Raw genomic sequence first — 17,882 nt, forward strand, 5'->3', positions numbered from 1 at the left:
CCGATGGAGCCCCGATATGCTTGTTCAAGCGACTGCTGTGCAGCCCGCAGGTGTAGAACAACCCTACCTGTTGGAAATCGCCCATATCAGCAAAGGCTTTCCCGGCGTCGTGGCCCTGGACGATGTGCAACTGCGGGTGCGCCCAGGCTCGGTCCTGGCACTGATGGGAGAGAACGGCGCCGGCAAGTCGACGCTGATGAAAATCATCGCCGGCATCTACCAGCCCGACGCCGGGGAAATCCGCCTGCGGGGCAAGCCGGTGGTGTTTGACACGCCTCTGGCCGCCTTGCAGGCGGGCATCGCGATGATCCACCAGGAGCTCAACCTGATGCCCCATATGAGCATCGCCGAGAACATCTGGATCGGCCGCGAACAGCTCAACGGGCTGCGCCTGGTCAATCACCGCGCCATGCATCGCCGCACTGCCGAGTTGCTGGCGCGCCTGCGGATCAACCTGGACCCAGAGGAGCAGGTCGGCAACCTGAGCATTGCCGAGCGGCAGATGGTGGAGATTGCCAAGGCGGTGTCCTACGACTCGGACATCCTGATCATGGATGAGCCGACGTCGGCGATTACCGACAAGGAAGTGGCCCACCTGTTTTCGATCATTGCCGACCTCAAGGCCCAGGGCAAAGGCATCATCTATATCACCCACAAAATGAATGAAGTGTTCGCCATCGCCGATGAAGTGGCAGTGTTTCGCGATGGCGCCTACATCGGTCTGCAACGGGCCGACAGCATGGACAGCGACAGCCTGATCTCGATGATGGTCGGGCGCGAATTGAGCCAGTTGTTCCCGGTGCGCGAGACGCCCATCGGCGAGTTGTTGCTGTCGGTGCGCGACCTGCGCCTGGACGGAGTGTTCCAGGGCGTGTCCTTTGATCTGCATGCCGGCGAAATCCTCGGTATTGCCGGGCTGATGGGCTCGGGCCGCACCAACGTGGCGGAAACGCTCTTCGGCATTACCCCCAGCGACGGCGGCGAGATCCGCCTCGACGGCCAGGCGTTGCGTATCAGCGACCCGCATATGGCCATCCAGCAGGGGTTTGCACTGTTGACCGAGGACCGCAAGCTCAGTGGCCTGTTCCCGTGCCTGTCGGTCCTGGAAAACATGGAAATGGCTGTGCTGCCCCATTACTCGGGCAATGGCTTTATCCAGCAAAAAGCCCTGCGCGCCTTGTGCGAAGACATGTGCAAGAAACTGCGGGTGAAAACCCCCTCCCTTGAGCAGTGCATCGACACCCTGTCTGGTGGCAATCAGCAGAAGGCCCTGCTGGCACGTTGGCTGATGACCAATCCACGGCTGTTGATCCTTGACGAACCGACCCGTGGTATCGACGTCGGCGCCAAGGCCGAGATCTACCGCTTGATTGCCTTCCTGGCCAGTGAAGGCATGGCGGTGATCATGATTTCTTCGGAACTGCCGGAGGTGCTGGGTATGAGCGACCGGGTGATGGTCATGCACGAAGGCGATTTGATGGGCACCCTGGATCGGGCCGAGGCCACCCAGGAAAAAGTCATGCAGTTGGCTTCCGGTATGACGGCAGTCCACTAACGAATAAAAAGGTGACGGGCAATGAACGCAATACTGGAAAGCAAACCCGAGGAAAAGAAGCCCGCCGCGGCACCGGTCAAGAGCCGGCGGCGGTTCCCTACCGAACTGAGCATTTTCCTGGTGCTGATCGGTATCGGCCTGGTGTTCGAACTGTTTGGCTGGATCGTACGGGACCAGAGCTTTTTGATGAACTCCCAGCGCCTGGTGCTGATGATCCTGCAAGTGTCGATCATCGGTTTGCTGGCGATTGGCGTGACCCAGGTGATCATCACCACGGGGATCGACCTGTCCTCGGGTTCGGTGCTGGCGTTGTCGGCGATGATCGCTGCGAGTCTGGCGCAGACCTCGGACTTTTCCCGGGCGGTGTTTCCATCGCTGACGGACTTGCCGGTGTGGATCCCGGTGGTCGCCGGCCTGGGCGTGGGCCTGCTGGCGGGGGCAATCAATGGCAGCATCATCGCCATTACCGGCATCCCGCCGTTTATTGCGACCCTCGGCATGATGGTCTCGGCCCGTGGCCTGGCACGTTATTACACCGAAGGCCAGCCGGTGAGCATGCTCTCGGATTCCTACACGGCCATCGGCCATGGCGCGATGCCGGTGATCATCTTTCTGGTGGTAGCGGTGATCTTCCACATTGCCCTGCGCTACACCAAGTACGGCAAGTACACCTACGCCATCGGCGGCAACATGCAGGCGGCGCGCACCTCGGGGATCAACGTCAAGCGCCACCTGATCATCGTCTACAGCATCGCCGGGCTGCTGGCCGGGCTGGCCGGTGTGGTTGCCTCGGCACGGGCGGCTACCGGGCAGGCAGGGATGGGCATGTCTTATGAGCTGGACGCGATCGCGGCTGCGGTCATCGGCGGCACCAGCCTGGCGGGCGGGGTGGGGCGTATCACCGGCACGGTGATTGGCGCGCTGATCCTCGGGGTGATGGCCAGTGGGTTTACCTTCGTCGGGGTGGATGCCTATATCCAGGACATCATCAAGGGCCTGATCATCGTGGTGGCGGTGGTGATCGACCAGTATCGCAACAAGCGCAAACTCAAGCGCTGAGCGAGATTTGAATCAAAAAGTGGGGCTTGTTTGTGTGGGAGCGGGCTTGCCCGCGATAGCGATGGGTCAGTCAAATATCTATCAACTGACCCACCGCTATCGCGGGCAAGCCCGCTTCCACATAACCGTTTGTCTTCTATATAGCTCCACGACACTGAATTTCTTGCTATAAACGCACTCCGATAACCGCCTGCCAAGCCCGTCCTGGTGCCTTTTAGGGGAATGTCGGACAAATTGCCTGTCATTTCAGTTGCTGCGCCCTCAAGTCGGCCGTAGACTGCCGCCCCTCGTAAATTGAGTGCCGGGTGGCGCTTGGAATGGACGGCGTCTTTCCCCGACCTCCAGAGGTTGGCCGGAACGCTCCCTTATTCGCCTTAATGCACGTATTTTTTATAGAGAAATCAATGACAAAGGAAAAGTTGCTGGCCATGCCGGCGGATGACTACATGAATGCCGAGCAGCACGCTTTTTTCGAGAAGTTGTTGCAAGACATGAAAGTCGAGCACCACGAGCGCATTGAGCAAAACCGCATCGCCATTGAAAGCCTGGACACCCCGGCCGACCCGGCTGACGCCGCCTCGGTTGAAGAAGAGCGCACCTGGTTGGTCAACGCCATCGACCGCGACCAGCGCATGCTGCCGCAACTTGAACAGGCCCTGGGCCGTATCAAGGAAGATTCCTTTGGCTGGTGTGACGACAGCGGCGAGCCTATCGGCCTCAAGCGCCTGCTGATCAGCCCGACCACCAAGTACTGCATCGAAGCGCAAGAGCGCCACGAGCAAATCGACAAGCATCAGCGCCAGGCCTGATCTGTTTGATGTTGTAGGCGCCGGCGAGCCGGCCCCTACAGATCCCCGCGTGTCATCCCCCCGTCTATTGATCTGCTGCAAGCCCTAACACCAAAGGCCCATAGATAATGGCCAGATAGTGGCGTTTAATGCAGACACAATAATGACAAGCAGTGGGGTGACAAACATGGCCGGGGATGGATCTCTGACGGGCGCCGCCGTGGTGCCACACACGGTGAACCGCCGGCTGCCTGGTTGGGTGACTCCGCTGCTGCAAAGCATCGCCCTGGTGCTGATACTGTCGGGCCTGGCGTTCGCCAACCTGTCGATCTACCTCTGCCTGCCCGTGGCCCTGTTGCTGATCTGGCTGCCGTGCCTGAAAAGGCCGGCCCGCAGCCCTGCGCCTGATGTCAGCGAGGATGCCATTGGCGCGTTGACTCGCGATCTGTCCTACACCACCAGCCATAATGCGCTGTCGGCCGCTGGCGTGGCCTATTCGGTCAAGCAACTGGCCGCCAGGTTGCAATCGCAATTGAGTGCGGCCCAGCAAATCGTCAGCAGTGCCGAAGTGATGATTGGCACTGAGCAAGTCACTTCCCAGCTCAGCCGCGATGCCCTGGGGGCGGCCGGCCAGGCCCATCAGCGCAGCACCGAAGGGCGTGCGGTGCTGGGGGAATCCATCAGCCGCATGCATCAGCTCAGCCAGCGTGCCAGCGACAGCCGGCAATTGATCGAGGCCCTGAGCCAGCGTAGCGAAGAAATCCAGCGCGTGACCCTGGTGATTCAGTCGATTGCCAGCCAGACCAATCTGTTGGCCTTGAATGCCGCCATTGAAGCCGCCCGCGCCGGTGAGCATGGGCGCGGGTTTGCCGTGGTGGCCGACGAAGTGCGCGGCCTGGCGGGCCGTACGGCGACCGCCACCGATGAAGTGGGGGTGATGGTCGCGGATATCCAGCAGCGTACCGCCCAGGTGGTGGAGCAAATCCGCCAACTGTCCGTGGATTTGCAGGCCGGCGTCGAGCAAGTGGAGCATGCCGGCGAGCAACTGGAGAGCATTGCCACGTTGGCGGCGGGTGTGGAGGGCCAGGTCAGCGAGATTGCCCAGGGCACCGAGACCAACCGTGCGCAACTCGACAGCCTGTTCCATGCCGTGGAGCAGATGCGCAGCGACTTGACCGTCAGCGACCAACAGACCCAGCAATTGGCCCAGGCCGCCGTGCAAATGGAAGGGCAGGCCGAAACCATCAGCGAGCGCCTGGCCGAAGTCGGTCTGGATGATTATCACCAGCGTATCTACGACCTCGCCCGCGAAGGCGCCAGCCAGATCGCCGCGCAGTTCGAGGCGGATATCCAACAGAACCGCATCAGCCTCGATGACCTGTTCAATCGCAGCTACACGCCGATAGCCAACAGCCACCCGACCAAATATCACAGCCGTTTCGACGGCTACACCGATCAGGTCTTGCCCGCTATCCAGGAAGCCTTGCTGCCCCGTCATGAAGGGCTGGTGTTCGCGATTGCCTGCACACCACAGGGCTATGTGCCGACGCACAACAAGGCGTTTTCCCAGGCACTGACCGGGGATGCCCAGGTTGATGCCGTGAACAATCGCACCAAGCGCAAGTTTGAAGACCGCACCGGGATCCGCTGTGGCAGCCACCAGCAGGCTGTGTTGTTGCAAACCTATACCCGTGACACCGGGGAGTTGATGCACGATCTGTCCGTGCCGATCATGGTCAACGGCCGGCATTGGGGCGGTTTGCGCCTGGGCTATAAGCCTGAAGGGCAGGCTGGGGCGCGCTAGACCCTGGCCAGGATTGTTGCGTGTTATGCAAGGAAGCTTTTACGCCGGTCGCTTTTTCCGGTGAAAGGAACCGCTTAAGATGCGGTATATCGTTAGCTGGCTAACTAATATGGCGGAGAACTTCCATGCAAAACAAAGTCGATGTGGCGGTGATGATTGGCAGTGGGGTGCCACAGACCCTGCGTGCGCTGGGCCTGCGCGCCTGTTGGGTGGTGTTGCTCAACGGGGAACAGCGCGGCACGGCCTTCGCCAGTCGCGACGAAGCCCAGGAGTGCCGCGCCGCCTGGCAGGCCCTGATGGACCTCAAGCAATCAGACCGCCTGCACTGAGGGCCGGTCAGGCGCTCTGATGCAGGCGCTGGTTCAGCTCATCCACGGCAATCGCCCAGTCCGCATCTTCGCGTAGCTCTTCCTTGAGGAACTGCGCCTGTTGTGGGGTCCAGAAAGGCGCGTCGATCAGCTTCACATCCTCTGGCAGGGGGTGTTCACCGATAAATTTGTCAATGGCTGCAGGCGAGGCTTCCAGGCCCAATTGTTCGAACAGGTCGTGTAGGGTGTGCGTTGGCGCGTCCATTTCATTCTCCAAAAGAGTGAGCTTCTACTCGTATGGGAGGTGTGCCAGCGCGCATAGTTCGATTTGGCTGCAGCCGCTCCTCAACGGGCAGGGGGGCAGAGGAGGGCTTCCAGTTCCTTGGCCAGGGCGCAGGCCTTGTTGTGATCACTGCGAAAGCCTTTGATCCGGCCGCTGGGCACTTCCAGGATATGGAAAAAATTCCTTCCCGCGGGGACGACGCGGTACAAGGCGAAATCTGCGCACACGCCATTGGCATACACGCTGTAGAATAGCGCGCTATCCTTGCGTGATAAGGCACCGGAAGTCTGTGTCGGTTGGCGTTGAACTCGTTGCATGACCAGCTCCTTTCGATCTATTGACCTGCTTGCAGCATTTCGGGTGGTTTTGAGCTGCGTTGCTGTTCTAATATTGTTGTCGGCAGCTCACGTTCGGTTCCATCCAACGTTTTTCCTTGGTTTTTGGCTGTCGGAAAACCACCCTTTCAAGTGGGGTATTCTCTGAAGTGGGACGTCCAGTATTCTCTGGCCGATAAACCTGTGATTTCCTGCAAAGCCTGACGACCTTGTACAAGGACGGTCATGCCCGGCTGCACGAGTCTGGCGGGAATCAACTTCAGTATGTTTTTTCAATGTGTCGAGCCGTATCGGCCTTTTTTGTGCTGCCTGCCTCGGGCGGGTAGCGCTTTTTTAGATGTGGGGGCGTTTCCTTGGCAGTCAGTAATCTGGATATGCACGCATTGTTCGTGCTGGGTGATTTGCGCGCGAAGTTGGTTAAACAATTTCAGTCGCGGTTTGTTTACATCACGGAACAAACCCCTGAAGGCATTTACATTGCCGAAATAGATACCGAAACAGCGCTGGTGGTAGATGACAAGCCTCGACTGGAACTCAAGGTCGGCGATCATTTTCGTGCGGCAGTCCTGCCCAGTCGTGAAGGTGGCAAGTTCGAACTGAAGTTTCGCGACATCAAGTTGACGGTCTATGGCCTGGGCGACTATGCATTTGTGTCCACCGCGCAGGGCGAGGGCATTGTGTTCAAGGAAGGTCACAGCGTAATGCTGGTGTTCGCCGCCAATGAACAATTGCAGGAAGGCCTGAGCAAGACCCTCAAGGCCGTGACCGGCAAAGCCGCCAAGTGGCGCAAAGGTGAGCTGGTGACGTTCAAGGCCAGCGAATAATGAGCGAAGGCCGGGCACAGTTTCACCAGCAACACCTGGCGGATGCCCAAGCCAAGGCTGCTGAACTGTTTGCCCGCAAAGATGATCTGCAAGGTGCCTGGTTGAACTGGGTGGCCAGCCAACTGTATGCCCTGCGGCCTGCCGAGTACGCCAGCATGGTGCGCCGGGAACTACAGCGTTTGCATCAGCAGCCCTGAATATCGGCAACCGTTTGAACCTCTACTACAGTTCAGTGGACTTAATTGTTCAGAGGCTTTCGCGGCGTGACAGCAAAGCCATCCACCCTGGCTGTGCATACACGAGGTTCAAAGGCATGAAAGCAATTCGCGCGCTGTTGGCAGCGTCCGTTACCACCCTGGGCCTGTCGATGGCGGCCGCACCGGTAGCGGCTGCCCAGGCGCCCATTCACTTTGCCGACCTGAATTGGGAAAGTGGCAGCCTGATCACCGAAGTTCTGCGGTTTATCGTCGAGAAAGGCTACGATTTACCCACCGACACCTTGCCCGGAACCACCATCACCCTGGAAACCGCCCTGGCGAAAAATGATATCCAGGTGATTGGCGAGGAGTGGGCGGGCCGCAGCCCGGTGTGGATCAAGGCGCAAGCCGAAGGCAAGGTGGTTGGCCTGGGGGATACCGTCAAGGGTGCGACCGAAGGTTGGTGGGTGCCGGAATACGTGGTCAAAGGCGACCCGGACAAGGGCATTGCGCCGTTGGCACCTGAGCTGCGTAGCGTAAAGGACCTGGTGCGCTACAAGGACGTGTTCGCGGACCCGGAAGCCCCGGGCAAGGGGCGGTTCCTCAACAGCCCTATCGGCTGGACCTCGGAAGTGGTCAATAAGCAAAAACTCAAGGCTTACGGCCTGGACGACAGCTACGTCAATTTTCGCAGCGGTTCAGGCGCGGCGCTGGATGCCGAGATTGCCTCGTCGATCCGCCGTGGCAAGCCGATCCTGTTCTACTACTGGTCGCCAACCCCCTTGATGGGGCGTTACAAGTTGGTCCAGCTGGAGGAGCCGGCGTTCGACGCCGAGGCCTGGAAGACCCTGACCGATGCCGACAATCCCAACCCCAAGCCCACGCGTTCGTTGGCGTCCAAGCTGAGCATTGGCGTGTCCACGCCGTTCCAGCAGCAGTATCCGCAGATTGCGCAGTTCTTTGAAAAAGTCGACTTTCCGATTGGCCCGCTCAATCAGGCCCTGGCGACGATGAGCGAGAAACACACCCCGCCCCGTGAAGTGGCGCAGGCGTTTCTCAAGGATCACCCGCAGGTGTGGAAGGCCTGGTTGACGGAGGAAGTGGCCGCAAAGGTCGAGGCCAGCCTCAAATAACCTTTCATATGAGGATCAAGCTGTGGGCGCGGGCTTGTGTGGGAGCGGGCTTGCCCGCGATAGCGGTGGTTCAGCAGCCCAATGTATTGACTGACAGTCAGCCATCGCGGGCAAGCCCGCTCCCACAGTTTTAACTGCATTCCAGCCTTAGAGCCGGTCTCCTATAGTTTTAACTGCATTCCAGCCTTAGAACTGGGTCTGCACGGCCAATTCAAAGGTGCGCGGCGACCCCAGGTAATACGCCGGCGATACATGGGCAAACTGCGCATACACCTCATTGGTCAGGTTGCGCACCCGGCCCGTCACCGAGGTGTGTTGATCGACCTTATAGGTCAGGAACGTGCCAAACAGGGTATACGCCGGCACCGTCAGGGTATTGGCATTGTCGGCATACACCTGCGCCACGTACCGCGCGTCTACGCCACCTTGCCAGGCGGGGGCGATGTCATAGGTCAGCCACAGGTTGCCCACCCGTTTCGGTACGTTGGTCGGCGTATTGCCCTTGCGCGACACCACTGCGCCGCTGGCGGTTTTCTCGTTGAAGTCATCGTATTGCGCGTCGACCCAGGCGAAGTTGCCTTCCGCCAAGAGCTTGGGGGTGATGCGCAATGAGCTGGCCAGCTCGATGCCCTTGGACGACTGCGCACCCACCGCAATGCTGCGGGTGGGGTCTTGTGGATCGGTCACGGCAAAGTCTTTGCGCTCGATGTGATAAGCGGCCACGGTGGCTGAACCACGCCCGTCCAGATAATCGAACTTGCTGCCCACTTCCCATTGCTTGCCGGTGGAGACATCAAACACCTGGGTGGTGCTGGTGGGCTGTTCGGCGGCGGTGCTGTATTGCACGTAGACATTGGCCGACGGGATGAACTGGTAGGTCAGGCCCACCCGCCCGGTGACCGGCTCCCAACGGCGCTTGACGTTACCCAGGTTGTCGCGGTGGCTGGTCACGTCCAAATCGATGGCGTCATAACGCAGGCCGGTCAGCAGCGACAGCGTGTCGGTCAGGCCCAGGCGGTTTTCGACAAACAGCGCCTTGGTCGTCACTTCGGTGGTCTTGTCCTTGATAAAGCCGGGCCGGGTGCCGGGCAGGTCGTAGAAATGCCCCGGATCGTAGTGGTTGGGGTCCACCGCGTTCTTGGGGGATACGTTCAAAGGGCTGTTGGTGGTGCTGTTGACCTTGTATTCGAAACCACCGGACCAGGTAGTGGCCAGGCCAAACACACTGCTGTCATGGCGCAGCTCGAACTGGTTGCCGTTCTGTTCGCCCTGATGCCGTACCTGATAGGCCGTCGAACGGTTCACCACGCTGTTGTCTGGGCTGTACTGGTAGGTCTCCAGGTTGCGGTAGTCGCGCTGGCTGTCCAGGTGGTAGAGGGTGTTGCGCAGGGTGGTGCTGTCGTTGATCCGATAGTCGATGATCGAGCGGGCCCAGATCGTGCGTTGTTCGTAGCGGCCATCGGCGACGTTGTAGTTGTTGAAACGGTTGTGCTTGTCGATCTTCAGCTCGCCGGCCTTGGGGTTGAGCACCGGGGTGCCCCAGTACGGGCTGTCTTCGTGTTCGTCCTGGTATTCCAGGGCCAGGGTGTGGGACAGGTTGGGCGTCAGGTCGCTGAGCAGGGAAAACGCCACGCTCCAGGACTCCCGTTGCTGGCGGTCGATATGGGTGTGGTTGGTGTTGCGGCTGACATCCAGGCGCGCATAGTGCTGGACCTCGGCGCCGGGCTCGGTCAGGGCGTGGTTGAGGCCCAGGGCGATGCCGGTGGTGTCGTAGCTGCCGTAGTTGATCTGGCCTTCGACGGCCTGTTCTTCGCGGTTGGCCAGCTTGGTCACGTAGTTCAGCGAACCGCCCACGGAGCCGGCGCCGTTGATCAGCGAGGAGGGGCCGCCCACCAGTTCCACCCGGTCATAAATCCAGGCATCCACCGGTCGCGCCAGGCCACTGGCGACGTTGATGCCGTTGAACATCTGGGTGATCTGGCTGCTGGTAAAGCCCCGGTAGGAGATAAACCCGCCAAACCCCGGCGGCGCACTGGCGTTGACCCCAGGCAGGGTGTTGGCCGCATCCTGGAAGGTTTTGGCGCCACGGCGTTCGATATCGTGGCGGTCGGCGATGCTGATCGAAGCCGGGGTTTCCCGCACGCTCAGGCCCAGGCGCGAGGCCATGCCGCTGGATTGGTCCAGGGCCAGGCCAGGCTCGTTGGTGGCGGCGCCGTCAATGGTGGTGGGGGCCAGCTCAAGGGCCCAGGCGCTGAAAGGCAGGCAGCCGAACAGGCCCGCCAGTAGAGGTAAATGTTTCATCGGTAAATCCTGAAAAGCAGGGCTTGGAAGCAGCGCACAGCCGTCCGCGCTTCCCGGGGGAAGCTGCGCGGTGTGCGGATCAAAAAGCGCAGGTATCAGGCGTAGGCGGGCGGGGCGCGCGGATTAGCCGCAGGCCAGGTAAAACGGGTGGGAATGTCAGCGGTGAGCACCACCGCCGGAGGTGGCGCATGCGGCTGGGGAAGGACCGCGACGTTAAGGCTGGAGTTGAGCGCCGGGCCCATGCCGCCGGTGGAACACAGCGGGCAACCGAAGGCTTTGGACAGCGTGGGCAGCGACTCATCGCCCGTATTGACGGGGGCTGGCGCCTGGGTGCGCGGGTCTACCGTACAGAACTGGCCGCCAATGCCGTTGAGCTGCATGCCGACCATTTGCCCATGACCAATACTGCAGGCGAACACGTTGAACAGGACGCAGCCATAGAGCATCCAGGCAATCAACGAGCGGTCGGCACGGGCGAGTTTCATGGGCCGGCACTTTAACATCAGACGACTAAAACCCTGCAAAAAATCTGAAAAGGACTATCCTTTCTCGCACTTTTCCAGGGGTGTCCAGCCATGAGCTTTGTTATTGCGAGGTGGGTCGTCGGGGTCTTTGCGTTTATCAGCATGGTCCATGTGTACTGGGCCGCAGGCGGCAAGCTAGGCAGCACGGCGGCGATCCCGCAACTGCCCGGCGAGTTCGCCAGTGGGCCGCGACCGGCGTTCAAACCGTCAGCGCTGGGCACCTTCCTGGTGGCGGTGGGGTTGGTGCTGATTGCCTTGTTGGTAAGCCTGCGGGCGGGGCTGTTTTTCCAGCCAGTGGGGCATCAGGCCCTGCAGTGGGGGATCAGCGCGATTGCCTTGATCATGTTTGCGCGGGCGATTGGTGATTCGGAGCTGGTGGGGTTCTTCAAGAAAGTCGGCGGGTCGCGGTTTGCGCGGCTGGATACGTTTTTCTATTCGCCGCTGTGCCTGATGCTGGGGACTGGGCTGTTGGTCGTGGCCTGGGCCTGATTGACGGTATGCAGGGCCAAATGTGGGAGCGGGCTTGCTCGCGAAAGCGGTGGATCAGTTGGTAAATATTTGACTGGCCCACCACTTTCGCGAGCAAGCCCGCTCCCACATTGTTTAGCGCGTATATTCAGAGGGATCAGCTACCGCTGTCAGTCCTGCGACTGCTGACCTCGGCCGGTACATTTTCCCCCGCCATGCGCTTGCGGAACAGCGACGTGCGCGCCAGCAACAAGGTGGTCACCGGCACGGTGATCGACAGCAGGATCGGGATCAGCCAGCCATGCAGCACCGGCCCGGACTTGAGGGTCGAGAAGTAGATAATCGACGCCAGCGCCACGCACCAGGCGCCTAGGGTCGAGGCCAGTGCCGGCGGGTGCATGCGCTGGAAAAAGTCCTTCATGCGCAACAGCCCGATGGCGCCAATCAGCGCAAACAGGCTGCTGAGCACCAGCAGGATCGCCACGAGGATTTCCACCCACAGTGGCAGTTCACTGACATTGATCATTCGATCACCTCCCCACGCAGCAGGAATTTGGCCAAGGCAAACGAGCCGACAAAGCCGAACAGCGCAATCAACAGTGCCGCTTCGAAGTAGGTGTCACTGGCGTAGCGTATGCCCAGCACCAACATCATCAGCATGGCCAGGATATACAGGTAATCCAGGGCCAGGACCCGGTCCTGGGCCGAAGGACCCTTGAACAGGCGCACCAGGGTCAGGACCATGGCCAGGGAAAACAGGAACAGGCTGAGCAGGATCGCATTGGCGAGCAGGGCACTCATTCGAAGATCTCCATCAGGGGCCGTTCGTAGGCCTGCTTGAAGTGCTCGATAAACTGCGCGTCGTCATCCAGGTCGAACACGTGCAGCAACAGGATGCTGCGGTCCAGGGCCAGCTCCGACCACACGGTGCCGGGGGTCACGCTGGTGATCATCGACAGCACAGCCAGGCCGTTGGCGTCGCGCAGGTCCAGGGGGATTTTTACAAAGCGCGAGCGCGGCGGCCGCGAGCCGCAGGTCAAGACGCCCCAGGCCACGTGCAGGTTGGAGATGATGACATCGCGGCCGACCAGGAAGAACAGGCGAATGATCACCCCTGGGCGACGGATCCGTACCGGCAGCGGGCGCAGCGGCGCCATCATCAGCGGAGCGAGGATGCCGAGGATCGCCCCCAGCAACAGGTTGCCGGGGCTGATCGACAGGTTCAGCAACAGCCACAGCACCCACAGTGCCAATGACAGCCACGGGGCAGGGAACAGGCGTTTCATGGCTGCACCTCCACGGCGGCGGCCTGGGCTTGCGGGCCCAGCACCGGGCGGGTGGCCATGACGGCCATCACGTAGTGCTCGGGGTTGTTCAGGCTGTTGGCGGTGTCCTGGGTAAAGCGCATGAGCATTTCCGCCTTGAAGGTCAGGCCAATTGCCAGGCCGAGCAAGACGAAGATCGGTATGCACTCAAAGCGGCGCAGCAGCGGCGAAGGCCGTTCTTCCGGGGTCCAGAAGCGCTGGATGCCCAGCCGCGCAAAGGCGATCAGCGAGGCCAGGCCCGAGAAGATCAGCAGCGCAAACAGGCCCCAGGCTGCCGGGCGGATCGGCTCCGTCACGGCATGGCCCAGGCCCAGCGGGTTGACCAGCGCACTGAGCAGGCTGAGCTTGCCGATAAACCCTGACAGCGGCGGCATGCCGATGATCAGCAGGGCGCAGGCAATAAAGCTCAGGCCGAGGAAGGCCATGGTCCACGGGATGACCTGGCCGACTACGGCCTTTTGCTCATCGTCGAGGTTGGTGCCCTTGGGTGGATGCAGGGATTCCACCGGCCGTGGCAACACTTCGATTTCGTCGTCCAGAGGCAGCTCATTGGCCGAGCGCGAGCGTTCGATCAGTTCAGCCAGCAGGAACAGCGCGCTCAGGGCCAGGGTCGAGCTGACCAGGTAAAACAGCGCGCCGGCGGTCAGGTTGGGCTGGGCAAAACCCACCGCCGACAGGAGGATGCCGGCCGAGACCAGAATACTCAGGCTGGCCATGCGCTCCAGGCGTTGGGCGGCAAGCATCGCCAGGGCGGCGCAGAGGATGGTGGCCATGCCGCCGTACACCAGCCAGTCACCGCCAAACAGCGCCGAGGCGCCGGCCTGCCCGGAAAACAGCAGGGTCCACAGGCGCAACACGGTGTACACGCCGACCTTGGTCATGATCGCAAACATCGCCGCCACCGGCGCACTGGCCGAGGAGTAGGCCGGCGCCAGCCAGAAATTCAGCGGCCACATCCCGGCCTTGGCCAGGAACGCTGTGGCGAGGATCGCCGCGCCGGCATGCAGCAGGCCGCGATCGGCTTCTGGCACCAGCGGGATCTTCAGCGCCAGGTCAGCGAAATTCAGGGTGCCGGTGACCCCGTAGATCAGCGCCGCGCCAATCAGGAACAGCGACGAAGCCAGCAGGTTGATCGAGATGTAATGCAGCCCCGACGACACCCGCGCCCGGCCCGAGCCGTGCAGCATCAGGCCGTAGGACGCGGCCAGCAGCACCTCGAAGAACACGAACAGGTTGAACAGGTCGGCGGTGAGGAAGGCCCCATAGAGGCCCATCAACTGGATCTGGAACAATGCATGGAAGCTGGTGCCGGCGCGGTCCCAGCGGGCCATGGCAAACAGCAGGGCGCTGACGCCGATGATCCCGGTGAGTACCAGCATCAGGGCCGACAGTTGGTCCACCACCAGCACGATGCCGAACGGCACCTGCCAGTTGCCCGGCAGGTACACGCCAATGGAGGCAGGGCCGCCTTTTTGCGTCCAGTACAGCATCAACATCGCGATGCCCAGGCCGGTCATGCTCGACAGCAGGTTGATCTTGGCCTTGAGCGGTCGGTGTTTCTCGCCCAGCATCATCATCAACGCAGCGGTCAGCAACGGCAGCAGGATCGGCGCGATGATCAGTTGGTTCATCCAGCTCATTCCTTGGGCTCCCGGCCGTCCACATGGTCAGTGCCGGTCAGGCCCCGGGACGCCAGCAGCACCACCAGGAACAGCGCGGTCATTGCGAAGCTGATCACAATCGCCGTCAGCACCAGGGCCTGGGGCAGGGGATCGGTGTAATTGAGCAGATCCTGGGGCACGCCGTCCTTGATGATCGGCTCCTTGCCGATAAACAGGCTGCCCATGCTGAAGATGAACAGGTTGACCCCATAGGACAACAGGCACAGGCCCATCACCACCTGGAACGTTCGTGGTCGCAGCACCAGCCAGACGCCGGAGGCCGCCAGGACCCCAATGGCAATTGCGATGACTTCTTCCATCAGGCAGCAGCTCCTTGTGGTGGCGTGGCGGCGGCTTTCGCCTGGTTGCCGGGTTTATGGGCCCGTACCGATTGGTGGCCGAGGGCGGTGAGCATCAGCAGGGTCGAGCCGACCACCATGGCGTACACGCCGACATCGAAAAACAGCGCGCTGGCGATATGGATGTCGCCCAACACCGGCAAGCTCAAGTGCAGGGTGTGGGTGGTGAGGAACGGGTAGCCGAAGAACAGCGCCCCCAGTCCGGTCAGTGTCGCCGACAGCAAGCCAAAGCCCATCCAGCGCATCGGTCGCAGGTTCATCTGCGCCTCGACCCACTGGGTACCGGCGACCATGTATTGCAGGATAAACGCCACCGACATCACCAGCCCGGCGACAAAGCCGCCGCCCGGCTGGTTGTGGCCGCGCATAAACAGGTAGAACGACACCACCAGGGCAATCGGCAGCAGCAGGCGCACCAGCACCGCGGGCACCATCATAAAGCCCAGGGCGGTGTCGCTGGCCTGGCGTGGGTTGACCAGGTCGGTGTCCACATCCGGCGCCAACAGCCGCTGTTGCGCGGGCAGTTGCTCGCTTTCCTTGGGCGGACGGAAGCGGCGTAGCAGTGCATAGACGGTCAGGGCTACGGCGCCCAGCACAGTGATCTCGCCCAGGGTATCGAAGCCCCGGAAGTCCACGAGCATCACATTTACCACATTGCTGCCGCCGCCTTCAGGCAGGGCGCGGCTGAGGTAGAACGAAGAAATATCGTTGGGGGTCTGGCGCGTCAGCATCGCGTAGGACAACAGCGCCATGCCGCCACCGACCACGGTCGACAGCAGCAAGTCGCGCAAGCGTCGGATGCGCGCCTTGCGCAACGAACTCGGGAGTGGCGAGACTTCTTCGATCCGCCGTGGCAGCCAGCGCAGGCCCAGCAGGATCAGGACCGTCGTCACCACCTCGACCACCAGTTGCGTCAATGCCAGGTCCGGTGCGGAGAACCAGACAAAAGTCACGCAGGTCATCAGGCCGCACACGCTGACCATGGTCAGGGCTGCCAGCCGGTGGTACTTGGCTTGCCACGCGGCGCCCAGGGCGCAGGTGATCGCCAACAGCCACAGGGTGACGAACACGATGGAACCCGGGATTTTCGGCCGGTCGCCCCAGCTCAGGCTGCTGCCCAGCATGGGGATCATCCCGGCGATCACCGCCACCAGCACCAGCAGGAACAACTGGGTCTGCAGGCGCTTGGTGCTGATGTGTTTTTCAATCTTGCGCACGCCACGCATCATCACCACCAGGCAGCGCTCGAACATGCGCTTGCCGTTGAAGTAGCTGATGATCGGCGGGTACTTGAAACGCCCGCGCTTGAGTTGCTTGCGCAGCAGCAGGTACAGGACCACACCGCCGGTCATGGCCACCAGGCTCATGATCATCGGCGCGTTCCAGCCGTGCCAGATCGCCAGGCTGTACTCGGGCAACACGCCGCCGACCACCGGCAGGGCGGCGGCGGCGAGGATCGAGCCCACCACCTGGGCCGGGAAGATCCCCACCAGCAGGCAGGTAAACACCAGCAGCTCGACCGGCGCACGCATCCAGCGTGGCGGTTCGTGGGGCGTGTGCGGCAGGTCGGTGGCAGCCGGGCCGAAGAATACATCCACGGTGAAGCGCAGGGCATAGGCCACGCTGAAGGTGCCGGCGATGGTCGCAATCACCGGCAGGGCGATTTCTACCCACTGGGTCGAGGAGATAAACACGGTTTCGGCGAAGAACATCTCTTTGGACAGGAAACCGTTGAGCAACGGCACCCCGGCCATGGAGGCGCTGGCCACCATGGCCAGGGTCGCGGTAAACGGGATCAGGCGCACCAGGCCGCTGAGCTTGCGGATATCACGGGTGCCGCTTTCGTGGTCGATGATGCCGGCGGCCATGAACAGCGAGGCCTTGAACGTGGCGTGGTTAAGGATATGGAACACGGCCGCGACGGCGGCCAACGGGCTGTTGAGGCCCAGTAGCAGGGTGATCAGGCCCAGGTGGCTGATGGTCGAGTAGGCCAGCAGGCCCTTGAGGTCGTTCTGGAACATCGCGCAATACGCGCCGAGCAACAGGGTCAGGGCGCCGGCACCGCCGACCATCCAGAACCACTCTTCGCTACCCGACAGCGAGGGCCACAGGCGGGCCAGCAGGAACACGCCGGCCTTCACCATCGTGGCCGAATGCAGGTAGGCCGACACGGGGGTCGGTGCAGCCATGGCGTGGGGGAGCCAGAAGTGGAAGGGGAATTGCGCGCTTTTGCTCAGGGCGCCGATCAGGATCAGCGTCAACAGGACGGGGTAGAGGGAGTGGGCACGGATCTGGTCACCGGCGGCGAGCACCTGGTCCAGATCGTAACTGCCGACGACATGGCCGAGCAGCATGACCCCCGCCAGCAGGCACAAACCACCCGCACCGGTGACCATCAGCGCCATATAGGCACCCCGGCGCGCATCGGAACGGTGGTGCCAATAGCCGATCAGCAGGAACGAGAACAGGCTGGTCAGCTCCCAGAAAAACACAATCTGGATCAGGTTGCCGGAGATCACCAACCCGAGCATCGCGCCCATGAACGCCAGAAAAAACGCGAAGAAACGCGGCACCGGGTCGTCCGGCGACATGTAATAACGGGCGTACAAAGACACCAGGCTACCGATGCCCAACACCAGCATCGAGAACAACCAGGCAAAGCCATCCATGCGCAACACGAAGTCCAGACCCAGGCCGGGCACCCAGGAGAATTCTTCGCGGATCACGCCACCGTCGGCGATCTGGGGGTAGAGCAGGGCGACTTGCACAGTACCGACCAGGGCCACAAGGCCGGCCAGCAGGGATTCAGTATTACGTGCGTTGTGCGGCAGCAAGGCCGCCAGACAGCTGCCGATAAAAGGCAGAAGCAGTAGAACTATCAGGGACATAGGCTTCTAATCTGCGGTGGTTTGGGATGCATCATACGTGCCGGAAACCGGATTACCAAACGGCAACCTG

Annotated in this window: 19 protein-coding genes; 9 read left to right on the forward strand and 10 right to left on the reverse strand. The window is 61.5% G+C overall.

The window, feature by feature from the left end:
- The first annotated feature begins 16 nt into the window (after window positions 1-16).
- The 5 genes from HBR93_RS20515 to HBR93_RS20535 all read left to right on the forward strand — a co-directional run bounded on the left by HBR93_RS20515 (window position 17) and on the right by HBR93_RS20535 (window position 5,535).
- The gene (locus HBR93_RS20515; RefSeq protein ID WP_057439064.1) at window positions 17-1,555 is read left to right on the forward strand and encodes a sugar ABC transporter ATP-binding protein; all 1,539 of its coding nucleotides are present in this window, start codon (window positions 17-19) and stop codon (window positions 1,553-1,555) included.
- 21 nt (window positions 1,556-1,576) lie between these two features.
- Window positions 1,577-2,614 carry an ABC transporter permease gene (locus HBR93_RS20520; protein ID WP_057439063.1) on the forward strand — a complete coding sequence of 346 codons (1,038 nt, stop codon included), beginning with the start codon at window positions 1,577-1,579 and terminating at the stop codon, window positions 2,612-2,614.
- Window positions 2,615-3,018: 404 nt separating this feature from the next.
- A complete protein-coding gene (locus HBR93_RS20525; RefSeq protein ID WP_003214706.1) occupies window positions 3,019-3,423 on the forward strand; it encodes a TraR/DksA C4-type zinc finger protein in 405 nt (134 codons plus the stop codon).
- Between the two features lie 166 nt (window positions 3,424-3,589).
- Window positions 3,590-5,206, forward strand: coding sequence for a methyl-accepting chemotaxis protein (locus tag HBR93_RS20530; RefSeq protein ID WP_169960953.1), 1,617 nt, complete (start codon window positions 3,590-3,592; stop codon window positions 5,204-5,206).
- A 125-nt stretch (window positions 5,207-5,331) separates the two neighbouring features.
- Complete coding sequence (locus tag HBR93_RS20535; protein WP_169960954.1) at window positions 5,332-5,535, forward strand: hypothetical protein; 204 nt, start codon at window positions 5,332-5,334, stop codon at window positions 5,533-5,535.
- Between the two features lie 7 nt (window positions 5,536-5,542).
- Here the strand turns inward: HBR93_RS20535 and HBR93_RS20540 are convergent, their stop codons facing one another.
- Window positions 5,543-5,779, reverse strand: coding sequence for a DUF2789 domain-containing protein (locus tag HBR93_RS20540; protein ID WP_057439060.1), 237 nt, complete (start codon window positions 5,777-5,779; stop codon window positions 5,543-5,545).
- An 80-nt stretch (window positions 5,780-5,859) separates the two neighbouring features.
- Window positions 5,860-6,114 carry a hypothetical protein gene (locus tag HBR93_RS20545; protein ID WP_057959202.1) on the reverse strand — a complete coding sequence of 85 codons (255 nt, stop codon included), beginning with the start codon at window positions 6,112-6,114 and terminating at the stop codon, window positions 5,860-5,862.
- A gap of 392 nt (window positions 6,115-6,506) precedes the next feature.
- Here HBR93_RS20545 and HBR93_RS20550 point away from each other — a divergent pair, with 392 nt between their 5' ends.
- From HBR93_RS20550 to HBR93_RS20560, 3 genes are all read left to right on the forward strand, one after another.
- Complete coding sequence (locus tag HBR93_RS20550) at window positions 6,507-6,956, forward strand: hypothetical protein (protein WP_057439059.1); 450 nt, start codon at window positions 6,507-6,509, stop codon at window positions 6,954-6,956.
- The gene (locus HBR93_RS20555; protein ID WP_057439058.1) at window positions 6,956-7,153 is read left to right on the forward strand and encodes a hypothetical protein; all 198 of its coding nucleotides are present in this window, start codon (window positions 6,956-6,958) and stop codon (window positions 7,151-7,153) included. Before HBR93_RS20550 ends, HBR93_RS20555 begins: the two co-directional genes overlap by 1 nt.
- Before the next feature lie 116 nt (window positions 7,154-7,269).
- Window positions 7,270-8,286 (forward strand): ABC transporter substrate-binding protein, encoded by a 1,017-nt coding sequence (locus tag HBR93_RS20560; RefSeq protein WP_057439057.1) that lies wholly within the window; start codon window positions 7,270-7,272, stop codon window positions 8,284-8,286.
- A gap of 186 nt (window positions 8,287-8,472) precedes the next feature.
- On the opposite strand, the gene HBR93_RS20565 is transcribed toward HBR93_RS20560, so the two are convergent.
- Together HBR93_RS20565 and HBR93_RS20570 are read right to left on the reverse strand one after the other, a co-directional pair.
- Window positions 8,473-10,587 (reverse strand): TonB-dependent receptor, encoded by a 2,115-nt coding sequence (locus tag HBR93_RS20565; RefSeq protein ID WP_169960955.1) that lies wholly within the window; start codon window positions 10,585-10,587, stop codon window positions 8,473-8,475.
- A gap of 95 nt (window positions 10,588-10,682) precedes the next feature.
- On the reverse strand, window positions 10,683-11,072 hold the full coding sequence (locus HBR93_RS20570; protein ID WP_057439055.1) for a DUF2946 family protein: 390 nt from the start codon (window positions 11,070-11,072) through the stop codon (window positions 10,683-10,685).
- A gap of 90 nt (window positions 11,073-11,162) precedes the next feature.
- Between HBR93_RS20570 and HBR93_RS20575 the strand changes: the two genes are divergently transcribed.
- Window positions 11,163-11,600 (forward strand): DUF3995 domain-containing protein, encoded by a 438-nt coding sequence (locus HBR93_RS20575; RefSeq protein WP_057439054.1) that lies wholly within the window; start codon window positions 11,163-11,165, stop codon window positions 11,598-11,600.
- Between the two features lie 136 nt (window positions 11,601-11,736).
- On the opposite strand, the gene HBR93_RS20580 is transcribed toward HBR93_RS20575, so the two are convergent.
- Genes HBR93_RS20580 through HBR93_RS20605 form a run of 6 tightly spaced genes read right to left on the reverse strand, consistent with a single transcriptional unit; the run spans window position 11,737 to window position 17,812 of the window.
- Window positions 11,737-12,105 carry a Na+/H+ antiporter subunit G gene (locus HBR93_RS20580; protein ID WP_057439053.1) on the reverse strand — a complete coding sequence of 123 codons (369 nt, stop codon included), beginning with the start codon at window positions 12,103-12,105 and terminating at the stop codon, window positions 11,737-11,739.
- Window positions 12,102-12,380: a K+/H+ antiporter subunit F gene (locus HBR93_RS20585; RefSeq protein WP_038440496.1), complete on the reverse strand. Its 279-nt coding sequence runs from the start codon at window positions 12,378-12,380 to the stop codon at window positions 12,102-12,104. Before HBR93_RS20585 ends, HBR93_RS20580 begins: the two co-directional genes overlap by 4 nt.
- The gene (locus HBR93_RS20590; protein ID WP_057439052.1) at window positions 12,377-12,865 is read right to left on the reverse strand and encodes a Na+/H+ antiporter subunit E; all 489 of its coding nucleotides are present in this window, start codon (window positions 12,863-12,865) and stop codon (window positions 12,377-12,379) included. Before HBR93_RS20590 ends, HBR93_RS20585 begins: the two co-directional genes overlap by 4 nt.
- Window positions 12,862-14,544 carry a monovalent cation/H+ antiporter subunit D gene (locus HBR93_RS20595; protein ID WP_169960956.1) on the reverse strand — a complete coding sequence of 561 codons (1,683 nt, stop codon included), beginning with the start codon at window positions 14,542-14,544 and terminating at the stop codon, window positions 12,862-12,864. Before HBR93_RS20595 ends, HBR93_RS20590 begins: the two co-directional genes overlap by 4 nt.
- Complete coding sequence (locus tag HBR93_RS20600; RefSeq protein WP_005789164.1) at window positions 14,541-14,885, reverse strand: Na+/H+ antiporter subunit C; 345 nt, start codon at window positions 14,883-14,885, stop codon at window positions 14,541-14,543. The genes HBR93_RS20595 and HBR93_RS20600 overlap by 4 nt, the downstream gene beginning before the upstream one ends.
- Window positions 14,885-17,812 carry a monovalent cation/H+ antiporter subunit A gene (locus HBR93_RS20605; protein WP_169960957.1) on the reverse strand — a complete coding sequence of 976 codons (2,928 nt, stop codon included), beginning with the start codon at window positions 17,810-17,812 and terminating at the stop codon, window positions 14,885-14,887. Before HBR93_RS20605 ends, HBR93_RS20600 begins: the two co-directional genes overlap by 1 nt.
- Window positions 17,813-17,882 lie beyond the last annotated feature (70 nt).

This window comes from Pseudomonas sp. WS 5411, from assembly GCF_012985595.1.
GTDB lineage: Bacteria > Pseudomonadota > Gammaproteobacteria > Pseudomonadales > Pseudomonadaceae > Aquipseudomonas > Aquipseudomonas shahriarae.